The organism is Mycobacterium sp. 663a-19, from assembly GCF_035616495.1.
Classification (GTDB): domain Bacteria; phylum Actinomycetota; class Actinomycetes; order Mycobacteriales; family Mycobacteriaceae; genus Mycobacterium.
Genome location: NZ_JAPJAV010000001.1, coordinates 507,880 through 531,381, shown reverse-complemented (window position 1 = coordinate 531,381; position 23,502 = coordinate 507,880). Strand labels below are relative to the sequence as shown.

19 protein-coding genes are annotated in these 23,502 nt (G+C 65.3%); 4 read left to right on the top strand and 15 right to left on the bottom strand.

Annotated elements, in window-relative coordinates; translation table 11 throughout:
* Positions 1–19: 19 nt before the first annotated feature.
* From eccCb to OQ968_RS02715, 4 genes are all read right to left on the bottom strand, one after another.
* The gene (gene eccCb, locus OQ968_RS02730; RefSeq protein ID WP_324674389.1) at positions 20–3,115 is read right to left on the bottom strand and encodes a type VII secretion protein EccCb; all 3,096 of its coding nucleotides are present in this window, start codon (positions 3,113–3,115) and stop codon (positions 20–22) included.
* On the bottom strand, positions 3,105–4,223 hold the full coding sequence (locus OQ968_RS02725) for a hypothetical protein (protein WP_324674387.1): 1,119 nt from the start codon (positions 4,221–4,223) through the stop codon (positions 3,105–3,107). The genes eccCb and OQ968_RS02725 overlap by 11 nt, the downstream gene beginning before the upstream one ends.
* Complete coding sequence (gene eccB, locus OQ968_RS02720; protein WP_324674385.1) at positions 4,187–5,737, bottom strand: type VII secretion protein EccB; 1,551 nt, start codon at positions 5,735–5,737, stop codon at positions 4,187–4,189. The genes OQ968_RS02725 and eccB overlap by 37 nt, the downstream gene beginning before the upstream one ends.
* A gap of 237 nt (positions 5,738–5,974) precedes the next feature.
* Entirely contained in the window at positions 5,975–6,865 is an 891-nt protein-coding gene (locus OQ968_RS02715) for a hypothetical protein (RefSeq protein WP_324674383.1), read from the bottom strand.
* 58 nt (positions 6,866–6,923) lie between these two features.
* Between OQ968_RS02715 and OQ968_RS02710 the strand changes: the two genes are divergently transcribed.
* Together OQ968_RS02710 and OQ968_RS02705 are read left to right on the top strand one after the other, a co-directional pair.
* Positions 6,924–7,460 (top strand): hypothetical protein, encoded by a 537-nt coding sequence (locus OQ968_RS02710; protein ID WP_324674381.1) that lies wholly within the window; start codon positions 6,924–6,926, stop codon positions 7,458–7,460.
* 641 nt (positions 7,461–8,101) lie between these two features.
* On the top strand, positions 8,102–8,425 hold the full coding sequence (locus tag OQ968_RS02705) for a hypothetical protein (RefSeq protein ID WP_324674379.1): 324 nt from the start codon (positions 8,102–8,104) through the stop codon (positions 8,423–8,425).
* 18 nt (positions 8,426–8,443) lie between these two features.
* On the opposite strand, the gene OQ968_RS02700 is transcribed toward OQ968_RS02705, so the two are convergent.
* From OQ968_RS02700 to OQ968_RS02665, 8 genes are all read right to left on the bottom strand, one after another.
* Positions 8,444–8,785, bottom strand: a complete 342-nt coding sequence (locus OQ968_RS02700) for a hypothetical protein (protein ID WP_324674377.1) — start codon at positions 8,783–8,785, stop codon at positions 8,444–8,446.
* 224 nt (positions 8,786–9,009) lie between these two features.
* The gene (locus tag OQ968_RS02695; RefSeq protein WP_324674375.1) at positions 9,010–9,348 is read right to left on the bottom strand and encodes a hypothetical protein; all 339 of its coding nucleotides are present in this window, start codon (positions 9,346–9,348) and stop codon (positions 9,010–9,012) included.
* Positions 9,349–9,350: 2 nt separating this feature from the next.
* Positions 9,351–9,824 carry a hypothetical protein gene (locus OQ968_RS02690; RefSeq protein WP_324674373.1) on the bottom strand — a complete coding sequence of 158 codons (474 nt, stop codon included), beginning with the start codon at positions 9,822–9,824 and terminating at the stop codon, positions 9,351–9,353.
* 253 nt (positions 9,825–10,077) lie between these two features.
* Complete coding sequence (locus OQ968_RS02685; RefSeq protein ID WP_324674371.1) at positions 10,078–10,464, bottom strand: YbaB/EbfC family nucleoid-associated protein; 387 nt, start codon at positions 10,462–10,464, stop codon at positions 10,078–10,080.
* Positions 10,461–12,140 (bottom strand): PE family protein, encoded by a 1,680-nt coding sequence (locus tag OQ968_RS02680; RefSeq protein ID WP_324674369.1) that lies wholly within the window; start codon positions 12,138–12,140, stop codon positions 10,461–10,463. The genes OQ968_RS02685 and OQ968_RS02680 overlap by 4 nt, the downstream gene beginning before the upstream one ends.
* 115 nt (positions 12,141–12,255) lie before the next feature.
* A complete protein-coding gene (locus OQ968_RS02675) occupies positions 12,256–12,555 on the bottom strand; it encodes a DUF2694 domain-containing protein (RefSeq protein WP_324674367.1) in 300 nt (99 codons plus the stop codon).
* A gap of 4 nt (positions 12,556–12,559) precedes the next feature.
* Complete coding sequence (locus OQ968_RS02670; protein WP_324674365.1) at positions 12,560–12,871, bottom strand: type VII secretion target; 312 nt, start codon at positions 12,869–12,871, stop codon at positions 12,560–12,562.
* A 40-nt stretch (positions 12,872–12,911) separates the two neighbouring features.
* Positions 12,912–14,504, bottom strand: a complete 1,593-nt coding sequence (locus OQ968_RS02665; protein ID WP_324674364.1) for a DUF4226 domain-containing protein — start codon at positions 14,502–14,504, stop codon at positions 12,912–12,914.
* 630 nt (positions 14,505–15,134) lie between these two features.
* Between OQ968_RS02665 and OQ968_RS02660 the strand changes: the two genes are divergently transcribed.
* Both OQ968_RS02660 and OQ968_RS02655 read left to right on the top strand, forming a co-directional pair.
* Positions 15,135–15,950 (top strand): hypothetical protein, encoded by an 816-nt coding sequence (locus OQ968_RS02660; protein WP_324674362.1) that lies wholly within the window; start codon positions 15,135–15,137, stop codon positions 15,948–15,950.
* Positions 15,951–15,984: 34 nt separating this feature from the next.
* Positions 15,985–16,590, top strand: coding sequence for a hypothetical protein (locus tag OQ968_RS02655; RefSeq protein WP_324674360.1), 606 nt, complete (start codon positions 15,985–15,987; stop codon positions 16,588–16,590).
* Here OQ968_RS02655 and OQ968_RS02650 read toward each other — a convergent pair.
* The 3 genes from OQ968_RS02650 to OQ968_RS02640 form a co-directional block, all read right to left on the bottom strand.
* Positions 16,587–17,561 carry a hypothetical protein gene (locus OQ968_RS02650; protein ID WP_324674358.1) on the bottom strand — a complete coding sequence of 325 codons (975 nt, stop codon included), beginning with the start codon at positions 17,559–17,561 and terminating at the stop codon, positions 16,587–16,589. The two genes, OQ968_RS02655 and OQ968_RS02650, sit on opposite strands and share 4 nt — an antisense overlap.
* 75 nt (positions 17,562–17,636) lie before the next feature.
* Positions 17,637–17,903, bottom strand: a complete 267-nt coding sequence (locus OQ968_RS02645) for a hypothetical protein (protein ID WP_324674356.1) — start codon at positions 17,901–17,903, stop codon at positions 17,637–17,639.
* A gap of 120 nt (positions 17,904–18,023) precedes the next feature.
* Positions 18,024–23,372 carry a helicase-related protein gene (locus tag OQ968_RS02640; RefSeq protein ID WP_324674355.1) on the bottom strand — a complete coding sequence of 1,783 codons (5,349 nt, stop codon included), beginning with the start codon at positions 23,370–23,372 and terminating at the stop codon, positions 18,024–18,026.
* Between the last annotated feature and the right edge of the window lie 130 nt (positions 23,373–23,502).

Sequence of the window (23,502 nt, the reverse complement as noted above, 5' to 3'; positions counted from 1 at the left end):
GCCGCGTCCGGGTCGTGACTCAAGCCGTCCTCACCGGCAGCGCGACTTGCACGGGTGCCACCACACGATCGGTGACATAGAGTCCGCGTCCTGGTTCGGCCGGCTGGGCTTTGGTGTCGCCGATGATCGGGCCCTCGCCGGGGTCGCCATCCATCACGACTGCCGGCGATTTCGTTTTCACCATCTCCCCCACCGTCGGGTTGGCCATCGTGCGGCCCCACTGCGCAATGCGCCGCGAGACCACCAGGTGAAGGCCGACCTCCCTACCACGGCCGACATACGGTGTCAGCGGGGCCAGCGGGTAGCCGGTACCGGGCACGAATCCGCCGGTGTCCCAGCTCGCGAGCGTCTCTTCGCGGTCAATCAGCACGAAGATGTCCGGCCCGCTCCAGCGCCGGGTCCCGGCCGCCAGCTCCTCCTGGGTTTGATCGCTGCTGGGCATCCGTTCGGCGAACAAGGCGCCCAACAAGTCGCCCACTTCCCTGATTTGCTCCTGTCGGTGCACATAGCGGCCCAAGTGCTCACCCTCAACCACACGCAGCAAGTTGTTGTGCGGGTCGACGACAAAGATCTGGGCCTGATCGGGACGGTAGACCCGCATCACCGACTGCGCGACAGTCGCCAGCCCGCTGGACAATCCGCACTCCGGGCGACCCGTAAACAGCAAGTGCGCGGACTTCGCGAAATCGGCCACCGCCGGCACCAAACCGATTTCAGAAATTCCGAACGGCACCTCCGCGCCGCCGAGCTGCCCGCCCCGCTCCCGCCACCTGTCGAACACCTCGTCGATGCCAATCCGCTTGGGCAGCATCCGCACTCGCGTCGCCGCGCTACCCGGCCCGATCACCTTCGCGATCGCATCAGTTGCCACACCGGCATCCACCCGACGGCCGTAAACCGTCAGCTCCGGCAACCCAGCCTGAAAGTGGTAGCCGTCCATCGAGGTGCCGCGCCCACGGATCTTGACCTCCTCGAATTGTTCGACCTCGCCGCCCTCGCCTTCCTCGTCATCCTCATCGAGAAAGACCCGCTGATCACCAAACGGCACGACCTTGGCTACCTGTCCGTTGTTATGCGTCACGTCGTCGTTTGGATCAAGCTTGAGTTCCACATTGCTCGTCAACCGGCTAAGCATTCCAGAGGGGAACTTGCTTACGGTCCAGCCGTTCGTCGACACAATCACGTGAACCCCGACATCGGGACCCTTGTCCAGAATCCGCTGAATATCGAAAACCAGCGGAACTTCCCAGTTCTTCGCGAACGTCGGCCACCCGTCGATCACCAAATACACATCGCCGAAGGGGTCATCGGGCACCGGTCCCTCGACCCCGCCGAACTTGCGCTCACGCAACCTGCTCAACGTCAACCGCAGCTTACTGAACGCCTGCTCGCGCTCCTCAATCAAAGCCAACATCTCGGCAACAATCCGCTTAACCTGCTCGCGGTCGATCTCGCGGGCAAAACCGCCGACATGCGGCAGCGATTCGACAACGTTGAGATCAGGTCCGCTCAACGCGATCACATAGAACTGCACGCGGCGCGGACTGTACAGCAGCGCGGTCCCGGTAATCATCGTCGCCAGCGCCACCGTTTTACCGGCCGTCGCCTGGCCCACCACCGCGCAGTTGCTGTCCGCCAAATTGGGTGCGTACACAAATTGGCGATGGTCGAATGGCCTGTCCTCCAAGCCAACTGGGAACCGCAACACATCCAGGTTTTGGCCCGAACTGCCGTAATCGACATCCCACGGTTTGCCCCGCAGCCGGCGGACAAGCTCATCAACAGGCAGCGGTTCCAGCGGCGGCAGCCACATCGGCGCCAGCGGCGGCAGACCCAGCCGGTTCAACGCCGCAATGGTGGCCTGCACCTGCTTGACCGTGCGCCCATCCGGGCCGACGATCGCCTGCGGCTCCACCACCGCCACGTCGTCGCCGACATTACGTTGCACCCGCAACGCGGGCATCCCCACCGCGCGGAACTCCTGCGGCTCAACGTAACCGGCCTCCCGGCGGACCGCAGCCGAAGCCGCCTGCCGCGGAGGCACATAGCTCTTCATCGGGAATGCGGTCTGAAACCTCGTCAGCTTCTTACCGCTACCCACCCGCAGCAAGCCAGCGCCAGCAGGCTTGGCCGGCAGATGATTAGCCTCGTCACTCCCCACCATCACGCGCGAATCGGTGGAATCAACAACCGTGCGCAGCGCGATACGGACCTGCACATTGTTCATGATGCCGCCCTGCATCTGATGGCCCAGCTGCTGCGACCCCATCACCAACCGCAGCCCCTGCGAACGGCCTTGGCGCGCAACCTCATCCATCACATCCTTAGCCTCGTCGCTCTCGCGGAACATCTGCGTGAACTCGTCCACGATGAGCAGAAGGTGCGGCATCGGCGGCAGCTTCTTCTTTTTATGGATCCGCAAATACTCATACTCAGCGATATCACTGACCTGAGCGCGATCCAGGCGGCTCTTGCGGCGGTCCATCTCACCGTAAAGCACATCAGCCATCCGTTTGAGCCACAACTTGTCGTTGCGCAGGTTGCTCATCGCGGCGACAGTGTGCGGAAATCCGGCAACCACATGCGCCAGCGCGCTGCCCTTGAAGTCGAACACCGCGACCTTCAACGATTCCGGAGAATGCGTCAAGCACGCTGAGGTGATCAACGCGGTCAACAGCACCGACTTACCGCTACCGGTCGTTCCCACCACCACGACGTGATGGCCCATCCCCTCGAACTCGTGCGTCTCCTTCAAATCGATGGCCACTGGCTGCCCGTTGCGGGGATCGATTCCGATCGGGAACCGCAGCCACTCACGGCCCCAATGGAACTCGCCCTCGTCGTCTTGAATGGGTGGTCCCAAGCGGGTAGCCGCCCAAGCCTCCTCCACGTCGATGTTGCCCGCGTCGGCTATCCCCAGGATCTCGTAGAGGTCCACGATCTTTGATCGACTGACCGTAGTGCCCTGGGTCACCTTGGATTCGGCGTGAAAGCGGGCCATCTTGCGGGCGAATGCCACAGCCGTCGCGGTGTCGAGGTAGTCGGGAACGGCCAGAACACCAGCCTCATCGTAGGCCTGGTCTCGTCTGACGTGCAGCGTGTACTCAGTTGTCATCGCGCTTGTCCTCCTTGACCACCACGCGCACAAACGTCACGCCCGCGACACCGCCAACACCTTTGCGGTTCAATGCTTCCCATTCGCTGTCGACACTGCTCTGGTCGTTGAAGACCAGCCAATGCGGGCGCACGGTGTCTCCTGCGCCGGCATCGCCGTAGTTGCGCCGCACGTTGTGCAACTCGTGCCCGACCGCCGCGTCCATCGCCGACGGCGACGTCCACACCATCCGCATCGGGCCACCGCTGTCCATCAGGGTGTCGTGTTGGCAATGGGGCAGCCATTTCACCCAGTCCCAACGCTCAGCGTTGTCAGTGATGACCATAACTTTCAGATCGCTCGGCGAATGAAAGCACGCCGCTTGGCAGATCATCGCGCGCACCAGGCCGTAGACGCTGTCGGTGTCGTCTTCGCCGATCAGGTTCATCAGCGGAATCTTCCGCAGCGACAACGGTTTTGCGATACCGCTGATTTTCGACTGCTCCCACAAGAACTTGCTCAGGGCGTCATAGCAGACCGGCTCGTAGTCGCCCGACTCCCCCAGCGGAGCTGTCGTCAGCTCTTTTGCTAAATCTGATGTGCCCGTGCCGAGCCGGATGACACCGAAGTGCAGCGCCAAATCCTGTTGGCCGCTGGAGCGTTCCCACATCCGCGGCGACCCGACCAGGCCCCGCAGCATGCCCGGTTCAGGATGCAGGAACTGGTAGTTCGCGAACTGGCGCTCGGCGTCGGTCTGTATCACATCACGGGCCTGATCCAGCCCGTCCATGTAGGAGCGGCGTTCTTCTTCGAGCACCTGCGGTGACATCGCCTTGTTGTCGGCACCACCTAGCCGGCCCTGCATGAACATCGCCGCGAACGAACTCAGCATCATGATCGGCATCAGCAGCGACACGAAACCCATCGGGCCAGAGCGCAACCCCGGCTGAGTCAGCACCATCGCCATCATGCCCAAAAAGGCGGCACCCATCACCGCAGGCCAAATGATCTGACCCTTGGTCATCGGAAGGCGGCGGGGCGCAACCGGACAGTCCTTGACCGGAACCTTGCCGCCGTCGACTCTCGGCGCGCTCAACCGTGCCGGTGGGTTGAAACGAATCGTAGACACCGTGGTATCCCCCCTTTTTCATAGCCGCCGGCCGCGACTTTGGCCTTCGTAGGCAGCACCGCCACAGCGTCATCGGACGGGCTATGCACTGTCAACGCCGCGGCGCGTGACAACTCAGGTCCGGCCGGCCACACCTGAAGCATCGACCACGGCGCCGGTCGAACCTTGGAGACGTCCAGGCCCAACGCCTGCACGCTGTTGTCATCAAACGGCACGCCATAGCGCGAACCCGTAGAGCTGATCAGCCACATCGTTTCGCGGGCAGGCGAATCCAACGCCTGCCCGGTCGTCGTGACGAACGTCGACGGATCGCCGGCGACCAGCACCTCGTTGGCCTGCACGCCGCCGTTACCCGCGCCCACCAACGGGACCACCTTCTGGCGCTGCTCGGCCCGCAACGGCAGACCCCGCCCAGAAATGACCGTCAGAGTCGCCTGGCGCTCACTGACACTCCACTGCCACGCCACACACGTCACCGGTCGACTAGCCGCATCCACAATCCGCACCGGGCGACGCGGGTAGTAATCCACATCCAGCACATGCCGCAGCGGCACGCGGGCCAGCTGATCCGGCGAAATCTGCAGCGGGTTCGCCAGACCGTACGAATCATTTTGCCGCAGAATAGATGCCACCACCGGTGACACTTCCTGAATGCCGTCAGCCAACACCACATAGAAGCGGTCCGAACCGCTCGCCACATCGCGGCTGGCAACCACCGCACCAATCAGCAGTCCCGGTGCCAGCCCCACCGCAGACGGCGTGCCCGCGCCGGCAAAAAGCGGCACAACCAACGGGCCGCCAGCGGGCAGTGCATCGAACAACGCGCGCGACATCGGTGTCGCCGACGTGCCCGCGGTAATGCCCAGCGGCCCCGTCACGGCGGCATGCACCATATCCACCGGCATCCGGTGCCCATTGGCCACCAAATACGTCATCGGCCCATACGACAGCAGCAATGCTTCGCCGCCACCCAGCTCGCCGGCCGGCTCCCCCAAGGTCAACTCGCCGTCGATACCAGTCACCACCGGCGAACCACCGATGGTGTTCGCGGCGGTATCACAGACCGCCCACCGCGACATCTGCGGAGCCGACACCGCCGGCATGTCCACCGGCGCGCCCTCGATGCCCACAGTTGGACCCTTGGGCCACTTCGCGATCTCCGCCGACGACACGAACGTCGGCGCGTCCGGTTCCCCGGCGATCAGCTGCGCCGAAACCAGATTCAACGCCGGATACAGTCGCTTGCCCACCACCGCGTAAATCGCGCCCGAGGAACGGTCGGCGACGACCTTCGACGAGTCCGCGATCACCCCAGCGGGCCGAAACCACCCGTACACGAACGCACCCACGATCAGCACGACCCCGAGCACCGCTGACAACATCAGCAACGTGCGATGCCAACGAACGGGGTTGACCTCCATGCTTACCGATCGCCGCAGAAGCGCAAACGCCAGCCGGCGGCGCACAAAGAAATGACCCGAGACCTGCGTCTTAGACGCCAGCTTCAATGGCACATTCGCACGCTACCGTCACCGGCGACGCCCCCGCTACCACCGCGTGCAAATTGGATGAAATCCGTGTACTAAAAAAGATGCCGTTCCAGCCGAGACCGTGTGAGCAGGACGTTTCGGCCTCGCCGGGCCTCCCCGCTGAGGACGCCCACGCCTTGGACCGTAACTCGCAGAGACTCTCATGCCGTGCCGTCAGGACGGAACCGGCGGCAACCCGGGCTCTAAGTCAGCGGGTAGACATTACTTGGCCAGCGCGGCTTCGGGCGCCCGCAACAGCGGCTCGAACTTCCCCGCGAAATCACCGGGATATGCGACGGCAGCCGCATAAATCATGTCCGCGACATCCGGGGTGGTCCGCTGCCAGCCGCGTAGGAACTCCATCGTCCGCGCGGTCACCCACTGCGCGTGGTAGCGCTCTCGCTCGGCGACGCCGGCATCAAGCGGAAGCCGACTCGCACTAAGGTTGACGTAGAACACCATCGAGGCCATCAGGTACTGCTGCCACTCGTCGTCGGAAATGGGGTCGCCTGTTCCGAGGGCATCCCACATCTGCCGAAGCTCCGGAGGACTTTCCACGCCCGCTGACATCTGCACCGCGTCAATCATTTGCATTGCCAACGGAACACACGCTTGGTTGGCGAACGCGCGCGTCGCCTCCTCAGAGGTTGTGAGCCGCTGCAGCCGCGCGAAAAGATCCGGATATAACACCTCCAGGCGGTGGGCGTGCATGTCGTCGAGGACCGGTTCGCTGTACACCTCGTTCAGATTGCGGGCCGGGCACACTCCGTATTCGACACCGGGGATACGGCTTTGGGCGCTGTCGTGCGTAACACCTAACGCGACAAGATGAGAACCCCGTGCCGCCCGCAGCTTCGCGTATTCGATCATCACTTGGGCGGGATCTTCGCAGCCAAACCAGTGCTCACGAAATCCGTTATCGGCTAGCATGTCTGCACCTAACAGGCGCGCCGGCCGCGGCAGAAAAACGCCCCAAGGGATGAATCCGAAACCTTCGTTGGAGGTCACTACGGACTCGGTGGCGCCGCCAGCTTCGCTGCGGAACACCCCGACTGCCCACTCTATACACGGATATTTTGCGCCGTCGCAGTCCCGGCGCAGCTTGAGCGCCAACGCTTTAGCGCTCGCCAACTCCGGTAAGTCCGTCCGCTGACGTTGACCCGCCCCTGCATTGCCGCTGGCAACAACGCTGGCGGGCACCAACATTGCGCCGTTCGTCCCCGCCGCTGACGGCCCCGCTCCCGCACCTCCCCCTCCCAGCGCGCTGTTCGAGGAGCCCGGATTTCCTGCGGGCATCACCGACGCGCCCGGGCTGCCGGCGCTGGTTCCGGCGGCCACCGGCGCGGCCGGGGCGCCCATACCTGGCGGCGGCACCATCATCGCCCCTGGCCCGGCCGAGGCTCCTGCGTTACCAGCCGAGCCCACCGCCCCCGAACTCGCACCTACTCCCCCAGGTGAGGCGCCGGCCGCGCCAAGCCCCGCCGAGGGCGCGGCACTGTCGGCCAGCCCGGCGGTCGGCGTCGCCGTGGCCGCCGGGCTTGAGGCTGCGGTCGCAGACCCGGTGCCCGTGGCCGGCGGTAACGAAGTCAAAGCCGACCCGGCATTCGACCCCGCCGAAAGACCTTGCGAGAAGGCCCCGGCCGACGTTGCAGCCTGCGGAACCGCCGCCGGCCCGCTGCTCGGCAACCCGCTCAGCCCGGCCGCCTGAGCGCCCGGCAGACCACCGGAGGTCAGGCCTGACAGACCCCCGCCTGAGCCCAGACCACCAAGTCCACCACCGCTCGACAGTGGGCTCAGCCCGCCACCTCCGGACGACAGCGCGCCTGGAAAACCACCGAGAGACTCAAGACCGCTGCCGCCGCCCAGCGGCGACTGGCTCGCACCAGAAAACGGGCCGGTCGCGAGTGCGCTGGGATCCGGTGCACCGCTTGGCGTTCCGTCAGTTCCTTTCTCTTGCCCGCGTTTGTAGGGCGTGTGGCCACTCGTTCGCCCAGCGGCCGCTGCCCCATTGTTGGCGTTACCGTCAGGCTCGTCGTTGGGCGACGTGGCATCGTCGGTTCCTGGTTCCTGCGCTAGATCGGTATGCGGCTTTCCGGCTGGTACGGCGATGCCGTTTCCGCCGCTCCGAGGAAGCGTGGGGGCTTGCGGCGGAGGCGCTTTGGTTCGCGAGTCTAGGGCGATGATGTCGGTTCCGGCCTTGGTTCGGAAATTCGTGGCTTTTTGCTCGGCTTCGGCGATGGCGCTGCTGGTAAGGCTTCGAGCGTGTGAATGCCACCGCCCGATAATGACCAGCTGCTCTGCAGGTGTCTTTGCGTTGGCGAGTTCTTGGTTGGCGCTGTTGATGGCGCTTTGCTGACACCGTTCAGCGGTGCGGTACACCTCGGCAACCGACGAAAAGTACGTTCCAGCGTCGCGATAAACACCGGCCAATCGACCAACCTCGGCCGCTGCCTGGCGGTTTTTTTCGTGACCTTCGTCGAAACCTGGCGATTGCGCGGACTGCTCGCGCATCGCATTGGCGACTTTCAACTGCTGATGGATGACCTCGGCGTCTTCAGCCAGCGCTTTGAAGTACGTCGCTTCTTCCTCGTAGAGGGCCGGATTGGGTGGCGGCATGTCCGGAGTCACGACCATGTTGCCAGCGATGCTGGCTGCTGGCACACCTGCCACTAATCGATCTCCCTTATGCTTTTACCGGCAAGCCGCGGTGACTTTGCCTTCCGCCTCGTTCGCCCGGTCGATTGCGGCGTCACGAGTCTTGCCTTGGCGGTGCGCCGTGGCATTCTCCATATCGATCGAGGCCGCGAGATATTCGTCGATTCCAGCGCGGACATCCGAAGGCGTGGCGGAGGGAAGATGGTGACGAAGGTATGAGCTCTCCACCATGACAATCCGCGCTTCGTCCGTTAATGCCTGCTGGGTTTCTGGAGCATTCCAGTCTTTTGGAGCACGGGCGACCGCCGTGCTCGCTTCATCCATCACGTTCGCGGACGTGCTCCAGAGCTGGCATGCCGTGGTGCGGGCGGCGGCCACCTGACCCGCATCAGGTTTGGACGTCGCCGACGTCGGCGCAGGCTGTGTTGTGCCGGAATGTGCTGATGCCCAGCTGATGCCAGCGACAGTCACAGACGCCCCCGAAGCGATAAGGCTCAACAGCGCTGCCGCGATGACCGCACGACTTGGCCCCGCTACGGTCGGAGGTGGTGGCGGGTAAGGGGATTGCGCCGGGCCTAGTTGTGGCGGGCGGAGGACTGTCGTCATGCTTCCATCACCGGGTGTGCGGTCAGATCTTTGGCGTTCTGCTCGTCGGTCTGGACGGTGTCCCCCAGAGCCTGCTCGTTCTGTTGGCCGACTGCCGCTAGGTGGGGTGCCACCGCCGCGGCGGCCCCGAGGACGTCTGCACGGATAGAGGCGCCAGCCGCAATACTTGGCGCCCACATCGACACTGCCTGGGTGGCATCAGCAGCCGACTTCGCCGCAGCGTGTGCCGGTTGCGCCGGCATCTTCACGGCGAACTGCGTTGCAGCCCCGCTTGTTAGCGCGTTCGCTAACGCCGCGGCGTCAGGTTCAACACGAAGGGAATCGTCTGCTGCCATCGTTACTCACACACCTTGTCAAGTTGTTCACCAGCAGCCCTAACAGCTACTACAAATGGCTGGGCGTCTTGGTCGGATAGCGCACGAGTGTTCGCGTCTACCAGTGCCATTACGGAAGCGATGTAGCTGTTTGTCGCATCCTTAACGTCTTTCGGCACCGCTGGCGCTATATGCCTTTCGAGGTAAGCGGTTTCGACAGACGCGACAAGCTGAAAGTTGGCCAGCGCAGGTCCATACGCCGGAGATTGCCGATCGCGGGCAGTGCTAAAGAAATTGTGCTGCGCGCCGGTGATCGACTTATCCGCGTTGATGCTGGCGTCGCAAACGTCTTTTTTGGCGGCGGCCACCTGGTCAGCGGTGAAGGTCGGCGGTGGCGGTGTGGCGGTCACTGTGGTTGTCGTCGCTGTGTGGGTGGTCAGGCCGTCGACGCTGAGACCGAAAGCCGTGGCGGCGAGCAGGAGCGCGAGGGTGAACATCGTCCACACGGCGATCCAGCGGGCCCGGCGCGGTGTGCGCGGCGCCGGCGGCGGGGCAGGTGCAGGGGGCTGCGGTGGCAGGTAGGCGGATGGCGTGATGACTGTCGCACCCGCGGGCGCTCCGGCCCCCCACGCGGGTGGGGCGCCAGTCGGGTGGCCCGGCACCTGCGGATTCATCCCATCAGGGTATCGCTGTCGCGCGACGAGACGCTACCAATAAAACTGTATTGGAAGCGAAAAGCGGGCCGCATTCTCATTGCGCCGCCCAGATTTCACTGTCCGGATCGATAAATGCCTGCACTGCGTCGTGGAGGGCTTCTTGATCGTCAGTGCCGGTCACTGCTTCGGCCTCGGCGTAGGCGGCGTTAACTGCCTCGTCGATCGTGGTGTTGATCAGTTCAGAAAGGGCGGAATGGGTGTAGCGGGTGGTGCAGCCCTGGGCGAGCGACAGCGAGGTCAGCTGCCCCTGGGAGTTCACCGACAGCACCACGTCTCCGTCTGCGCCGCTGGCCTCGACGTCGACGGCGGCGAAGTCTTCGAGCACTTTGGACAGCATCGCCGATACCCGTTCGACTCGGGCAATGACGCTGGCGGTCAAGTCCTTATCGGCCTGATAACCGGGATATTCGAAAACGGTCATTTACCGCCGCCTTTGTCGTCGCTGTCGGGTTGTTCCACGCGCCGGCTGCGCGATCTGATTTCTACGGGCCGCTTAGCAGCGCCGCCCGTGGGTGGACTGGTCGTGTCCACGGTGGCGGTGTGCCGCAGCGGGTCGCGGGGTTCACCTTTGACCCGTTGCGAGTTAGGTCGCGAGGGCGGCACGATCGTTTTGTCGGGATCTTTGATGGTGCGGGTCGCCCCCCCACCCGCACCGGCACCCATTCCGCCCATCGGGGGCATGAACATCGGTGCGCCGCCCATGCCGGCAGCGGCCGCGGTCGGTGCGCTCGGCGGCGCGCCGCTTAGGCCGGCCATCGGCGGTGGGCTGGGGTCGACCGAGCCCATCGCCGACGCGGCCGGTCTAAGGTCACCGATCCCGCCGTCTGAGGCTGGGGTGGTGGCACCGCCGCCGCCGTCATCGCCTCCGCCGCTGCCCCCGGCGAACGAGTCGGCAAGATCGCCGGGGTGGACGTCGTCGTCGAGCTTATCTTTGCCGCCCAGGCCCGAGGCAAGTCCGGAAACCGCCTGGGTGGCTTGCTGGGCAAATTGCTGAGCTTCTTGACCCAACTTCTCCGGGATGGAGGCCGCCATCCCGACAACGCCACCGAGCAGGCCGGTCATCATCGATGGCAGCGACCCCGCCATGCCCGGCATACCTGCTGCGCCGGCGGGGTTGCCTGCCGCGGCGGCCGGGTCGAGCCCGTCTCCCGGGTCGTCGCCTGTGTCGGCGATGGCGTCGGCGCCATCATCATCGGACCCCTCTGCTGATTTGGGTTTCGCTGCCTGGGGCGGCCCAGATCCGTCCTGCCCGGTCACCGGTGGTGTGTTGCCTTGTCCGCCATCGGGTTCGACGATCGGCACCACAGGAGGCGGGCCAGGTGGTGTGGCGGGTTCCTCGCCGGTGTGATAGGTCGTGGCCGCGATATGGGTGCGGTTGGTCAGCTCGTTGACATTGCTGTGTGCTCTCGACACTGCCTGGGCGGCACCGGGTGTGGGGCGAGAGTTGTACACCGCGATCGCGTTCTGCAATTCCCGATGCCGGTTAGCGAAGTCCGTTGTCGACGGGGTGCTGTGCTGCGCCTGGGCGAAGCGATGCTTGTGGTCGCCGGCCATCTGTCCCAGCAGATGTGCGTAGCGGGTCATGGAGTCTGACCAGTCGGCGTACCCGTTAAGCGCGGCACTGATAGTCGGGCCCGCCTCGCCCTGCAGGTGTTGGCTCACCTCGCCGGCAGCGGTGCGTGCCGAACGTGCGGCATCGCCGAACGCTTCTGCGAGTGCTGTGCACCCCGAGACGAACGGCGCTCCTGCGCCGGCTTGTCCGTCTTCCATGATCGCCGCGGTGGTCTCGGCGGGCCGTGGTATCTGCGGGGCGATCGGAATCTGGGCGGCGGTCAGGTCGGCGGTCACCGCCGAGGTGGGTGACGCCGTGGCCGGCGTGGGGTTGCCCTGTAAGCTGACCACCGTCGCGTTCGTGGCGTCCATCGCCGTATAAGACTGTGCCGCTTGGGTAATGGCGTCGGCTGCGGAGTTGAGGACTGCTGCACCGTCGCTGGAGCGTGAGGCCACCACCGCCCCGTGTTCACTCAGTCGTGCCGCTGCACTCGTTGAGGTTTCATCGCTAGCCAGCGGCGGATGCGCCAGCGGCGTGGCGCCCAACTGGGCCAGGGTGTGGGCGGCGGCGCGCAAACCGGTTGCCACAGCGTGCAGCCCCGCAGTGTCCACTTTCAACGCTGCCACCTCGCTCCTTCCCTGTGCCGCGTCGGCGCGGTGATCAGAAGTCGATCAGCGCTTCGTAGCTGGCGACCTGCTCGGCGGTGGCCAGCGCGCTAGACACGGCGACGTGGGATGCCTCCCACTCCTCGCGCAACGCCAGCTGGGAGCGCAGATGCGCCAGCGTATTCAGTTTGATGATCCGATTGGCCAGCTCGGCGTCGCTGAGTTTCATGGCCTCGGCCAGCAGTTCCACACCCAACGAGTTACCGCTTCGCCCGACCGACACCACGATCGACTCATCGCGGCTGGCGGCCTCGAACACCACGGTATCGAAGTCGGTCGAGGGCGCTTCAGACATGGCGCTAGTCGGTCGAAATCGTCAGCGCGGCCCGGTTCTGGGCGTTCATCTCTTCCATCTGCGCAGCACCTTTGCGCAGCTGCGCGGCCATCGCCCGGTGCCGCTGCTCCTGTGAGACCAGCGTGGCCTCCCGCGCGTTGACAGCGCTAATGGTGGCGCGGCGGGCTTCATGAAACAGCGGCCCCCACGACGCCGCGGCGGCCGCCGTGCGCTGATTATCTGCGCGCGCCGTGGCGCACCCCTCGGCGGCCCGCTCGTGTGCCAGTGCCCATTTGATCAGTTCTGTGGGGCTGACCTGCGTGGTCTGCTCACTCATCGCCATCAGATTACTCTCCTTGTTCGCGCTGGATGGTCGCTCAGCTGGCCGCCGGTGCAGCCGGTGGTGGGGGCGCCGGCAGCGTCGCCGACGCCGCCACGGCCGGTGATGAGGTGGCTGTCGGGTGTGCCCAGCCCAGGAAGTTCGGCCCGGTCTCAAGCTGGTCGATCGGGGTGACCTCACCGTTGATCCACACGGTGTCCTTGCCCAGGGCCATCACCCGGTGATCGGTGTATTGGCCGATGTCGCCGAATTGCAGCCGCGACGGGCTCACCGGTGCGCTCACCGCAGCGCCGACCGGAGGCAATTGCAGTCCCGCTGCGCTGTAGGCCTCGTCGATGTCGCCTCCGCCGAGCACCGCGCGTCCCGCCTGCGCCACCGCCGGGCTATCGGCAGTGCGCACCGAGTTGTCCGGAAGCTGCACGTGGGTGGACGCGGCGGGCACCTGCCCAGCTGCGGCCGCCGCCGGCGGCGCCGACGTGCCGTTCCCGGCGTTCTGCGCGCCACCGTTCGCGGGGTTGTCGCCCTGATTGCCGGCCTGCTGCGTGCCGCTCTGGGATTTATCGCCGCTCGAGGGGGAATCCGAGGGGTCTTTGAGCGGCACGGCGTGCTCGTCGGCGGCCTCCGAGGCGGAGTCGCGGCCCGGATCGCGCAACGCGCTACCGATCGCATCGCCCAAATCACCCAGACCGCCGCCACCGCCTCCCAGCCCGGGAATGGCCGAGCCCAACGCCGAGGGGATCGAGCCCAGCGCGCCCATTGCCGGGCCGAGTGCGCCCAGACCGCCGAGCATTGCATCTGAGGGCAAGCCGCCACTGAGTAACGGATCATCCCCAGTCCCAGCGGGGTCGGCGCCGGGATCGGTGGCCGCGCCCGGTGCGCCCGGCGCTCCTGGTGGCGGTGTGGCGGCGGGATCACCCGGTGTGCCAGCGGGTTTCGACGGGTCATCACCTGACCCCTTGCCGCCGTCATGCACAGCCTGATAGCGCGCCGCCAAACCGTCGAGCACCTTGGCCTGCGAATCAGCGTCCAGGCTGCCGTTTTTGAGCACATCAAGGATGTCGCCGGTTTTGTTTTGCAGGAATTCGGCCAGCTGCTGCTGGCCGCGCGCGGTGTCCAACGTCGAGTCGAGTTTGTTGACCTCGTCGATGATCTCTTGCTGCAACCCTTGCAAGCGCTTACGGCCCTCCTCGCTGGAGCTAGTCGCCTTCAACACGGCATCAGCCAACTCGTCGTCGGCGTCATTGATCGCCGAATGATTCTTGGCCAACGCATCATCAAGACGTTTGGCCGCATCCACCGCAGAACCCGACATCCCCGGCGGTGCCGAACTTGGGTTTGTCGGCAGTGGCGGAGACTTCGGACCATCCGGCGGCGGCGGGGGTGGCGGTGACACCGGCGCGTCGTGCTCCAAGGCCCTATTAATCTGATCCAAAGAGGCGGTGTCGGGGTCGATCCCCATGTATTGCAGCTTGGCCCGATCGTTCATCGTGAGCTGGCCGCGATCAGTGATCGCCCCGCCGTCTTGAGAAGACGGCCCCCCGCCGCGCGGTGCGGATGGAAACCGTGTCCCCAGCACTTCTGAGACGCCACCCAGCAAGTTCGACAGCGCCACATCGGTCCATCCAGTCACGCTCGGAACGATAAGTCCCGTCGCCTGCCGACCGCTACCAGCGGGCCATATATTGGCCGAAAAATTCCTCGCAGCTTGTCCACAGGCAGTGTCGACTTTTGTTGTCTGTCAAAAGGCGCCATACACTTGTGCGGTAGTACCGCGCCTGCGATTTGACACTTGCGCATCTCCATGACACCAAAACGGTGGCCGGCATGGACTGCGCCTCGGCCCATTCGTAGAACGAGCGAATAGCCACAATCTACAAACCCGCGACGCTCTGGCTACGAAGCACACTGCGCCCGTTTAACTTCAGCACAGAAGATGGTCACGGTGCGTCGCGCTACTGACCCTACGTGGCTCGTTCGTACGTCGATCGTAGAAACGCGCCACAAGAAATAGTTTGGGACCCAGCAGCAGTGTCAGGATGCTCGACTTCCGAATCCAGTCACCCCAGTGTCGACTGTCTGATTCGCGATCGCGGACCGGTGTGAATGTTTGAAAAGGACTAGCGCGGTCGCGCTCTCGACGCGGACACAGCCGAGTACGCCCCGATCGCGCGTATCGTTGATAGCCGGGCGTCGTGACCGCGCCATTCACATGAACGCAAACAGGCCGCAATACGCAGCATGAGGATTCACCCGATACGCCATGAAAATTGATCTGCCACCTGATATTTCAGGCGGTGACCCCGCTTGGCTGCTCGACTACCTCGGTTTGAATGTCGTCCAGGCGCCGACGCCGCCGGACACCACTTGGGTCGTCTCGGTCCGCCAGGTCGACCTGGTCGAGGCGAAGACGCTGCACGGGCCTGCGCTGAACCGCAGTAGGTTCGATGTGTCGAGCACCCCAACTCCCCAGGTGCCCGGTGGAATGGCACCTGAGCTGGCGCCGCAGTACCAGCGGCACATCGAAGAGTTGCAAAAGTCGACCACGTTGCCGTCACTGCTGGAGCAGATCACCAGCACCTTGATCGCGGTCCGCGACGATCAAGTCCCCGAGGCGATCCGCTGGGCCAGCGACACGCTCGCCGAAATCCCGCTGTACCACGATGACGGCACCACCGAACCCCTGTTCGCCCGGCACTCTGTGCATGACATCCGCATCGACCCGCTGGCCTACCGGTGGTCCAAACTCCCCCAGGTCATGATTCGGCTCAGACACGAAAGCGTCACCGACGTGATCGCAAGCGCCAAAGGTAATCCAAATGACCTGACGTTCAACTCATCTGGGGCGCTTTTGGAGGGGACGATCTTTGGCGGGCTGTACTTTGCGCCACTGCTGGGCAATATGTCCCCACTGTTGTGGGGCATCGGCGCACCGCGTCTGGGGCAGGTCATCCTGTACACGTTCGGACGTGTGATCCGGGGGGCGCGGCAGGGGCGCCAGCCGCGACCATATAGACAGTCTGAAAATCTTCGATTATCACTGGCCGGCCGAGGAGTTCGATACCGAATCATTCGATGAGGCAACGCTTCATAAGGCTGCCTACTCGGAGGCGGTGGACTGGTGGGCCAGCCGCATCAACAAGATGCTGCGTGACCTGTTCTCCCCTACCACGTATGTTGACGCCAACGGCTTCTACCTGCCTGAGGCGCACCAGATGTGGATGCTTAACGTCGAGCAGCTGCTGTCGCGGGTCGGGGCGATCCTGCGTCGCCCCACCGATCAGGCCGCGCAACTGATGCTGATGTTCCCGGCGTTGGACATTCTTGCCGACAGCTTCGCGGGCGGTAACGGTGCTGGCGCGCTGATGGTGCCGTCGCGGATCCACAAGCGGATCAGCGCGCTCGAAGAGCGTGTGCCAGAACGGATTGCGCCGCTGATCCTGGCGCCGGCCTATCGGGCTATGGCGGCCGCCGAGCGGACCGCCGATGGGTTCTTTGTGTCGAGCCCCAATCCGGATGCGACGACCGAATCGCGGCTGCTGCGGTTGTGGAACGCGCGGCGCAACACCACCCATGGTTTTGGTGGCAATGCTGAGATCCTCGCTGACCATAGCGGGCGGCTGCCCGCCGACGTTGTTTTGGTGCCGATGGTGTATCTGCTTGACCTGCTCACCGACCGAGAGCGGCTGCTGCAACGCATCGCGAATACGAGCAGCTAATGCCCGGATTGCGGGTAGGTGCCCGGATCGCGGGTTTGGTGGGGGTCGGCTGGTTCGGGCAGCAGGTCGCCGTGCCACAGGTAGATCCCTGATCCGGGCAGAAATTCTTCCCACCCATACGGTGGTTTCTCGGTTGATCCCGGCGGATAGAACTTCGCGCCCGGGAAATCCGACTGCGGCGCCCACACTCCGGTGTTGGGGCCTAGCTCGATGTAGGGGTCGGGGTTGCCGTGCTCGTCAGACTTAGTAGAGGGACCCAGTGCTCCAGGTTCGAGCACCTGGACGTGCGGCAGTTCGTCTTCGCGCACAAAATTGCCTGACTGCGAACCGATTTCGAGCCATCCGGGCGCACCCCACGGGTTGGCGGGGCCGATGCCACCGTGTCCGGCGATGACGGGCAGGTGGCGTTTGTCGCCCGGCTTCCACTTCTGGGAGTCCAGCGGGATCGCGGGCGGGGACTGCTTGGCGCCGCCGGTGTTGGTTGCATAGTCGGCGGCCTGGATGGTGCCGGAGAGGTCGACGTCGCGTTGGGTGAAGTTTTCCAGGACGCCTTTGGCTTGGCTGAGTTGGCCGTGCAGGTACTGGGCGAGGGCTTGTTGGCCGCCGGCGGTGCGGGTGTCGGGAGCCAATTGGGCGACACCGTGGCGGGTTTGAGCGATGAGGGTGTCCATGTCTTTGGCGCCGTCGGTCGCGGCGTGGGCCGTATCGTCGAGCGCGGGACGTAAGCGGTTGTCGGCGTCCACGGTGCTTTTCAGCGCATGGATCTGCTCGCCGCTGGTTTGCAGGTACGTCGACTCGCTGGCACCTTGCCACTCGGTGGCGGCGGCCTGGCGGGTCCGTGTCAGCGCGTCTTGGCCGTCGACGAGCTGCTGAGCAGACGGTAACGACTCAGAGTCCGGCGCGGACCCGAATAACCGGCGAGCAGCACTGAGTGCCCGGCCCGCCTCACTGACCAATCCATCAAGGGCCATGGTTCACAGTATCGCGGACGGGTTGAGCGGCCGACCAGTCACGGCGGCGGCGATCGTGCTCAACGCGGACCCGGATTAGACGATGTCGAGGCTGATCCGCAGGGCGTTATCGGTGCGCGGGGGCGCGGGGCTGCGGTCCAGCTCGCCGGCGAGGGCGCGCGCTTGCTTGAGCGCCAGCCGGGCGGCCGACTTCTGTTCGGGCGTGCTGGCCGGGTCCAGCAGGACTTCGCGGGCTCGCCTCTGGGCAGCCATTCCCCTGGCTCGCCGGTCGGGACTGTCGGGCAGCGCTTGGGCGGCCCGGATGTCGTGCTGGGTCTGCGCTATGCGGTTTTCTTCAGGCATGACGCACGGTAACGCCGCACAACGGGCGCTGGCGACCATCGGTGGCCACTTTCACCCAAAGTCAACACCGGGTGGCGACATAGTGCGGCTACCGCGCCGACGTCTAGGTATGGGCAACGGTTAGAGGTCGTGGCCGGGGCCGTCGAGGTCCTGGTCGAGGTCGTGTTGTTCGAGGGTGAGGCGTTCGCGGGCGCGGATGGTTTTGCGCAGGGCGTCAGCGCTGGGGTAGCCGAGTTCTTCGAGTAGGGCCGGGGTGGGGTTGAGCAGCAGGCTCCAGCCGGGTTTGCGGCCGCGCGCTTTGAGGCGTTGGTCGGCTTGGGCGGCTTTGGCTTTGGCCTCGGGGCTTTCGGCGGCCATCCGCAGTTCGAGGGTGAGGGCTTTGAGTTCGGCTTCTTTGGCGGCGAGCTCGTCGGCGTGCTCGAATGGGGCGGGCGGGTTGGCCAGGTAGTCGTCGAGTTCGGCTTGGTCGCGTTCGTGTTCGCGTTGCAGGCGGGCGTGGTGTTCGGGTAGCCCGTGGTAGAGGTTTTCCACGCGGCGCAGCAGGCCGAGTTGTTTGGGGCCGTTGACGTCAGATCCCATCCCGGATCCGGTGGACAGCAGTTCGAGGCCGTCGATGTCGGCGGTGCGCGACGGTACGGCCAGTCGTAGCAGGAGTTGGTCGTGGGTGAGGTCGCGTGCGGCGATGATCGCGACGTCGTGGATGGTGGCGCCGATGGGTTCGAATCGGCTTGCGCCGCGGTCTTTTCCTGCGGCGTAGGCGCGCCGGCAGGCTTCGGCGAGGGCTTGGGCGGCGGGGACTCGTTGAGTGTGGGTGGTGTCACCGATCGTCAGCCGCGGGGGGTTGTCGCTGGCGGCGTGGGTGGCGGCGGTCGCGGCGATGGGCGCGAGTTCGTCGATGTCGCGTTGCTTGTTGGGGATGGCGCGTTCGAGCACGCGGACCTGCCAGTCGCGGTTGCGCACCGATTGGGTGTGGGCGCGGTCGAGGGCGCTGAGGCGTTTGACGGTGTCGTCGAGTTCGACTTGGCGCAGGTAGCGGGGGTCGCCGGTGGCGATGGCCTTGGTTTCGGCGGCGGCGGCGCCGATGTCGCCGCCGGAAAGGTCTTCGATTTCGGTGTCGACGATTTCGTTGCGGTGCATCTGCTCGATGAACAGTGCTTTGGCTTGGACTTTTTGCCACATGACGGTGTCGTAGGAGCCCTCGGTGACGTAGTTGAAGATGTGGATGCCGTCGAGGTTTTGGTTGCCTTGGCGCAGGATGCGTCCTTCGCGTTGCTCGAGGTCGCAGGGTCGCCAGGGCACGTCGACGTGGTGGAGCGCGGCGGCGCGGGCCTGCACGTTGACGCCGGTGCCCATTTTCTCGGTGCTGCCCATCAGCACCGAGACTTCGCCCCTATTGCATTGGGCGAACAGCGATTTGAGTTCGTGAAGGTTTTTGGCGTCGTGGATGAACCGGATCGCGGTTTCAGGCATTCCGCGTTGGGTGAGTTCGTCTTTGACGGCTTGGTAGATGCTGAACTGGCCGGGGTTTTTCGACGGGGTGCCGCGGTCGCAGAACACGATTTGCAGGGCACCGGTGCCGGCGGGCTCTCGGGTGTCGGGGTGGATGTAGGCACGGTCGGTGTACTGGTGGTGTACGCGCATGATCTGTTCGGCGACGGCGGCAACGCGGCTGTGCGGGGGTGCGCTCAGGTGGGCAAGGCGCGGGTCGAGGGAGCTGTTGCGGCCATCGGTGCTGATTTTGAGCTGGTTGTCGCGCTGGGGTTGGCGGGCGTCGAGGTGGTCGAGGCGCCAGCCGAGGTCGGTGATGAAGTCGACGACCTCGATGTCGGGTTGCAAGCTGATGATTTGTCGTTGGCCGGTGTGCAGGGTGGGCAGCGCGACCGGGACCTGGTCGCGGGTGACGACGTCGGTGTAGATCGAGGATAGGGCGAGCAGTTCGGGCAGGTTGGTGAATTTTCCGACCCGGGTGACGGGGCGCAGTTTGGTTCCGGTGGCGTTGACTTCGATGGTCGTGGTGGTGGCGGTGAAGGCGGCGCCCCAGTCGCCGAGGTCGGCGACGCCGGCTTGGGCGAGCAGGTCGGGGCGCAGGTAGGTTTGCATGACCCACAGTTCGCCTAGGGAGTTGGCGATCGGTGTGCCGGTGGCGAAGGTGGCGACGCGTTCGACCACGCGGTGGGCGGGGATGCCTTTGGCGAGGGCTTCGTCGCGGCGGCGTTGGCGCAGCACGGTGAGTTTGAGGGCGAGGTCTTCGGCTCGTTGGGCGGCGTTGGGGCAGGACAGTTCTTCGATGTTGCAGGTGCGGCCGAGGTTTTTGTAGCTGTGGGCTTCATCGATCATCAGGTAGTCGCAGCCTGATTCTTCGAACCGCAGGCCGGTGTCTTTGGTGTTGGCGGCCAGCAGTTTTTCCAGTCGCGCTTGGGCGGTTTTGATCGCTAGCTCGATGCGTTTTTTGCTGCGGTCGGCTTCGGCGGTTCCGAGTTGTTGGCGCAGGGTGTCGAGTTGTTCTTCGATGTAGTCGACGCGGATGTCGGTGGAGACGTTGATCGCGGTGAACGCTGATTGCGGGATGACGACCAGATCCCAGTCGCTGGAGGCGGTTTGGGCGATGAAGCGGCGCCGTCCGTCTGCGGTTGTGGCCGCCGAGCCTAGGAGCACTTTGGCGGCGGGGTACCACTGTTTGGCTTCGCGGCCGACTTGTTCGGTGATCGAGTTGGGGACCACCAGCCAGGGTTGGCGCACCAGGCCCAGGCGGCGAAGTTCCATGGCTCCGGCGACTAGGCTGCCGGTTTTGCCGGCGCCGACGACGTGGTCGAGCAGCACGGTGGGTTCGGCGATGATTCGGGCGACGGCGTTGCGCTGGTAAAAATGCGGCGTGAAGTGGTCAGACATGCCGGGAAAGCGCATGTGGGTGCCGTCGTAGGCGGGGGCGCGCAGCGAGTTGAAGCGCCGGTTGTATTCGGCGACAAGGCTGTCGCGGCGGGTGTCGTCGGTCCAGAGCCAGCGGCTGAATTCCTCGCTGATCTTGGTCATTTTGGCTTGCGCGGCGAAGGTGGCTTGGGGGTTGAGGTTGCCGTCCTCGTCGTTGACCAGGGCGGCTTTGGAGTTGCAGGCGGCTTCGAGCAGGGAGATGGCGTCGCAGCCGCGCCGGTCGATCCCCCACTCGTCGCTCATGAGGCGGCTGTGGCGTTTGTAGTTGGGGATGTCGACGACCCAGCGTCCGGCGACGTGTTCGGCGGTGACTCCGGTTGCGCCGAAGGTGGTTTCGGCGAAGGCGGCGATGACTGTTGCCGGGATCCAGGGTGCGCCGGGGCGGACTTTGATGTCTTCGGCTTCTCGCTGGTCGGGCAGGACCTGTTGCAGGGCGTGGGCGTAGTCGCTGTAGATGGGGTTGGTGGCGGCGGCTTCGAGGGCGCGGGTGAGTTTGGCGCGCACGTTGCCCGACAGTGCGGTGACGGCGGGGAGCAGTTCGTCGGGGTCATCCAGGCTGGGATAGACCAGCCCGGCGATGAGCTCGCGGGCATCGGAGGCCGGAACTTCCAGCAGGGCTGCGATCAGGTCGATGTCGATGCGCTGGGCGCGGTCCAGGCACATCGCCAGGGCTTCTTCGGGGGTGTCGGCGGTGGTGCGGTCGGGTCGCGCGCTGAGCAGGTCGGTGGAGAAGATGGGCGCTTTGCGGGCCTGGCCGGTGTCGTCGTCGAAGATTTCCAGGGCGGCGACCAGCGCCCAGCCGGGATCGTGGCGCATGCCGCCGTCGAGGTGGCGGCGTTTCTTGTACGGTGCGGGCGCTTCCCAGGCGTCGGTGTCCCATTGGGCGGCCAGCTCGTCAGGAACTGGGCCGGTGTAGGGGCGGCCGGGGTTGCCTTCGCTTGCGCGCCAGGCGGTTTCGGCGGCGGCCAGGCGTTGATCGTGGCGTTCTTGGGTGACGTTGGGGTAGATCCAGGTGAAGCGGTTCAGCGGGCCGTAGCGGCTCACGTAGTTGTCGTAGAGGGTGTTGAGGTGTCCGCGTAGCTGGTCGCGTTCGGCGGGTGGGCGGCCGTCGCGTTGGGAGGTGATGAGGCTTTCGGCGACGTCGCGCAGGCCGATGAGTTCGCGGGTTTCGGCCAGCAGTGTTTTCGGGGTTTTGTGGGGTTGCCAGTCGTGGCCGGCCCAGTATTCGATGCCGCGGCTGGTCGGGTTGTAGCGCAGGGTGTAGAGCGGGGTGTCGTGGCCGCGGTCGGCGGCGGTGATCAGGCCGGGGTCGAACAGGTCGGCGGAGACGTCGGTGAGGTCGGTGGGTGTGGCGGTCAGGCCCAGTCCGCGCTGGATCGCCGAGTCGATCATCGGCGCGAGCCGGGCCGCGATCTGGGCGGCCAGCTCCGGTCCAGTGGCGCCGGCGATCAATAGTTGCTGGGAGCCGTGCAGGCCGCGGCCGAGCTGCGGTGCTCCGAGCACATTGTGCGGGTTGGCGGCGAAGTAGGAGTTGATGGTGAGCGCGGCCGCGTCGCCGGTGTCGGGGTCGAGGAGTTCAACCGGCTCGGTGTTGACCCAGTCGGGTAGTTCGTCGAGGGCCGGGGTGTGAGGGTCGCGGCGGCGCAGCACGAGCAGATCGGTGACAACCTCGGTTCCGGCGACGCGGGCAAAAGCTTTGGAGGGCAGACGGATGGCGCCGATGAGGTTAGCCTTCGTGGCAATATCACGTCGCGCGGACTGTTTGACCGAGTCCATGGTGTAGCGGCTGGTCAGCACGGCCACGTAGCCGCCCGGCGCGGTCAGGGCGAGGGCTTTGATGATGAAGTGGTTGTGGATGGAGTGCCGCGACCGGTTGTGGGCGGGGTCGGTCACCGCGTAGCGGCCGAAAGGGACGTTGCCAATCGCGGCGGTGAAGCTGTTCTCCGGGACGCGGGTGGTTTCGAAACCTTCGTGGCGGATCTGCGCTGAGGGGTAGAGCAGGGCGGCGATCGCGGCGGTAGTGGCGTCAGCCTCGACGCCGACCATGACGGCCTGCTCGGGTGCGTGGGAGATGAATGTTCCTGAGCCGCAGCCAGGTTCGAGCACGCGGCCTCCGCAAAATCCGGCCCGACCTAGTGCATCCCACACTGCTTCGGCGATCGCGGGGTCGGTGTAGTGGGCGTTGAGGATGGAGGCTTCGGCCTCACGGAATTGGTCTCGGCCCAAGATGGCGGCCAGCTTGGCGCGCTGGTCGGCGAAATCGATGTTGCGGGTGTCGAACACCTGGGGCACCGCGCCCCACCCGGACCAGGCGGCCAGGACTCGCTGCTCGGCGTGGGTGGCGGGGCGCTGCGAGTCGCGCAGTGTGTCCAGCAGCTCGAGTGCGGCGATGTTGGCGCGCACACGGGCTTTGGCGCCGGAGGGGACCAGGGTGTCGCGGCTGGCGGGGAAATCGGTAGGCGTGGCGAATTCTTCTGCAACGGTGGGTTTGCCGGGGGTGATTGCTGCGACGGCCGCGTGGTCGGCCGCGGGTGCGCGCACCGCGGGACGCTCGGGGGCCACGTGCGCGGTCGGTGGTGGGCTGGTCGGTGCTGGCGGCGCGACCGGGGGTAGTGGCGCCCCGCCAGGGTCGATGTTGCCGGGGTCGGTGGGTTGATCGAGTTGGTCGAAC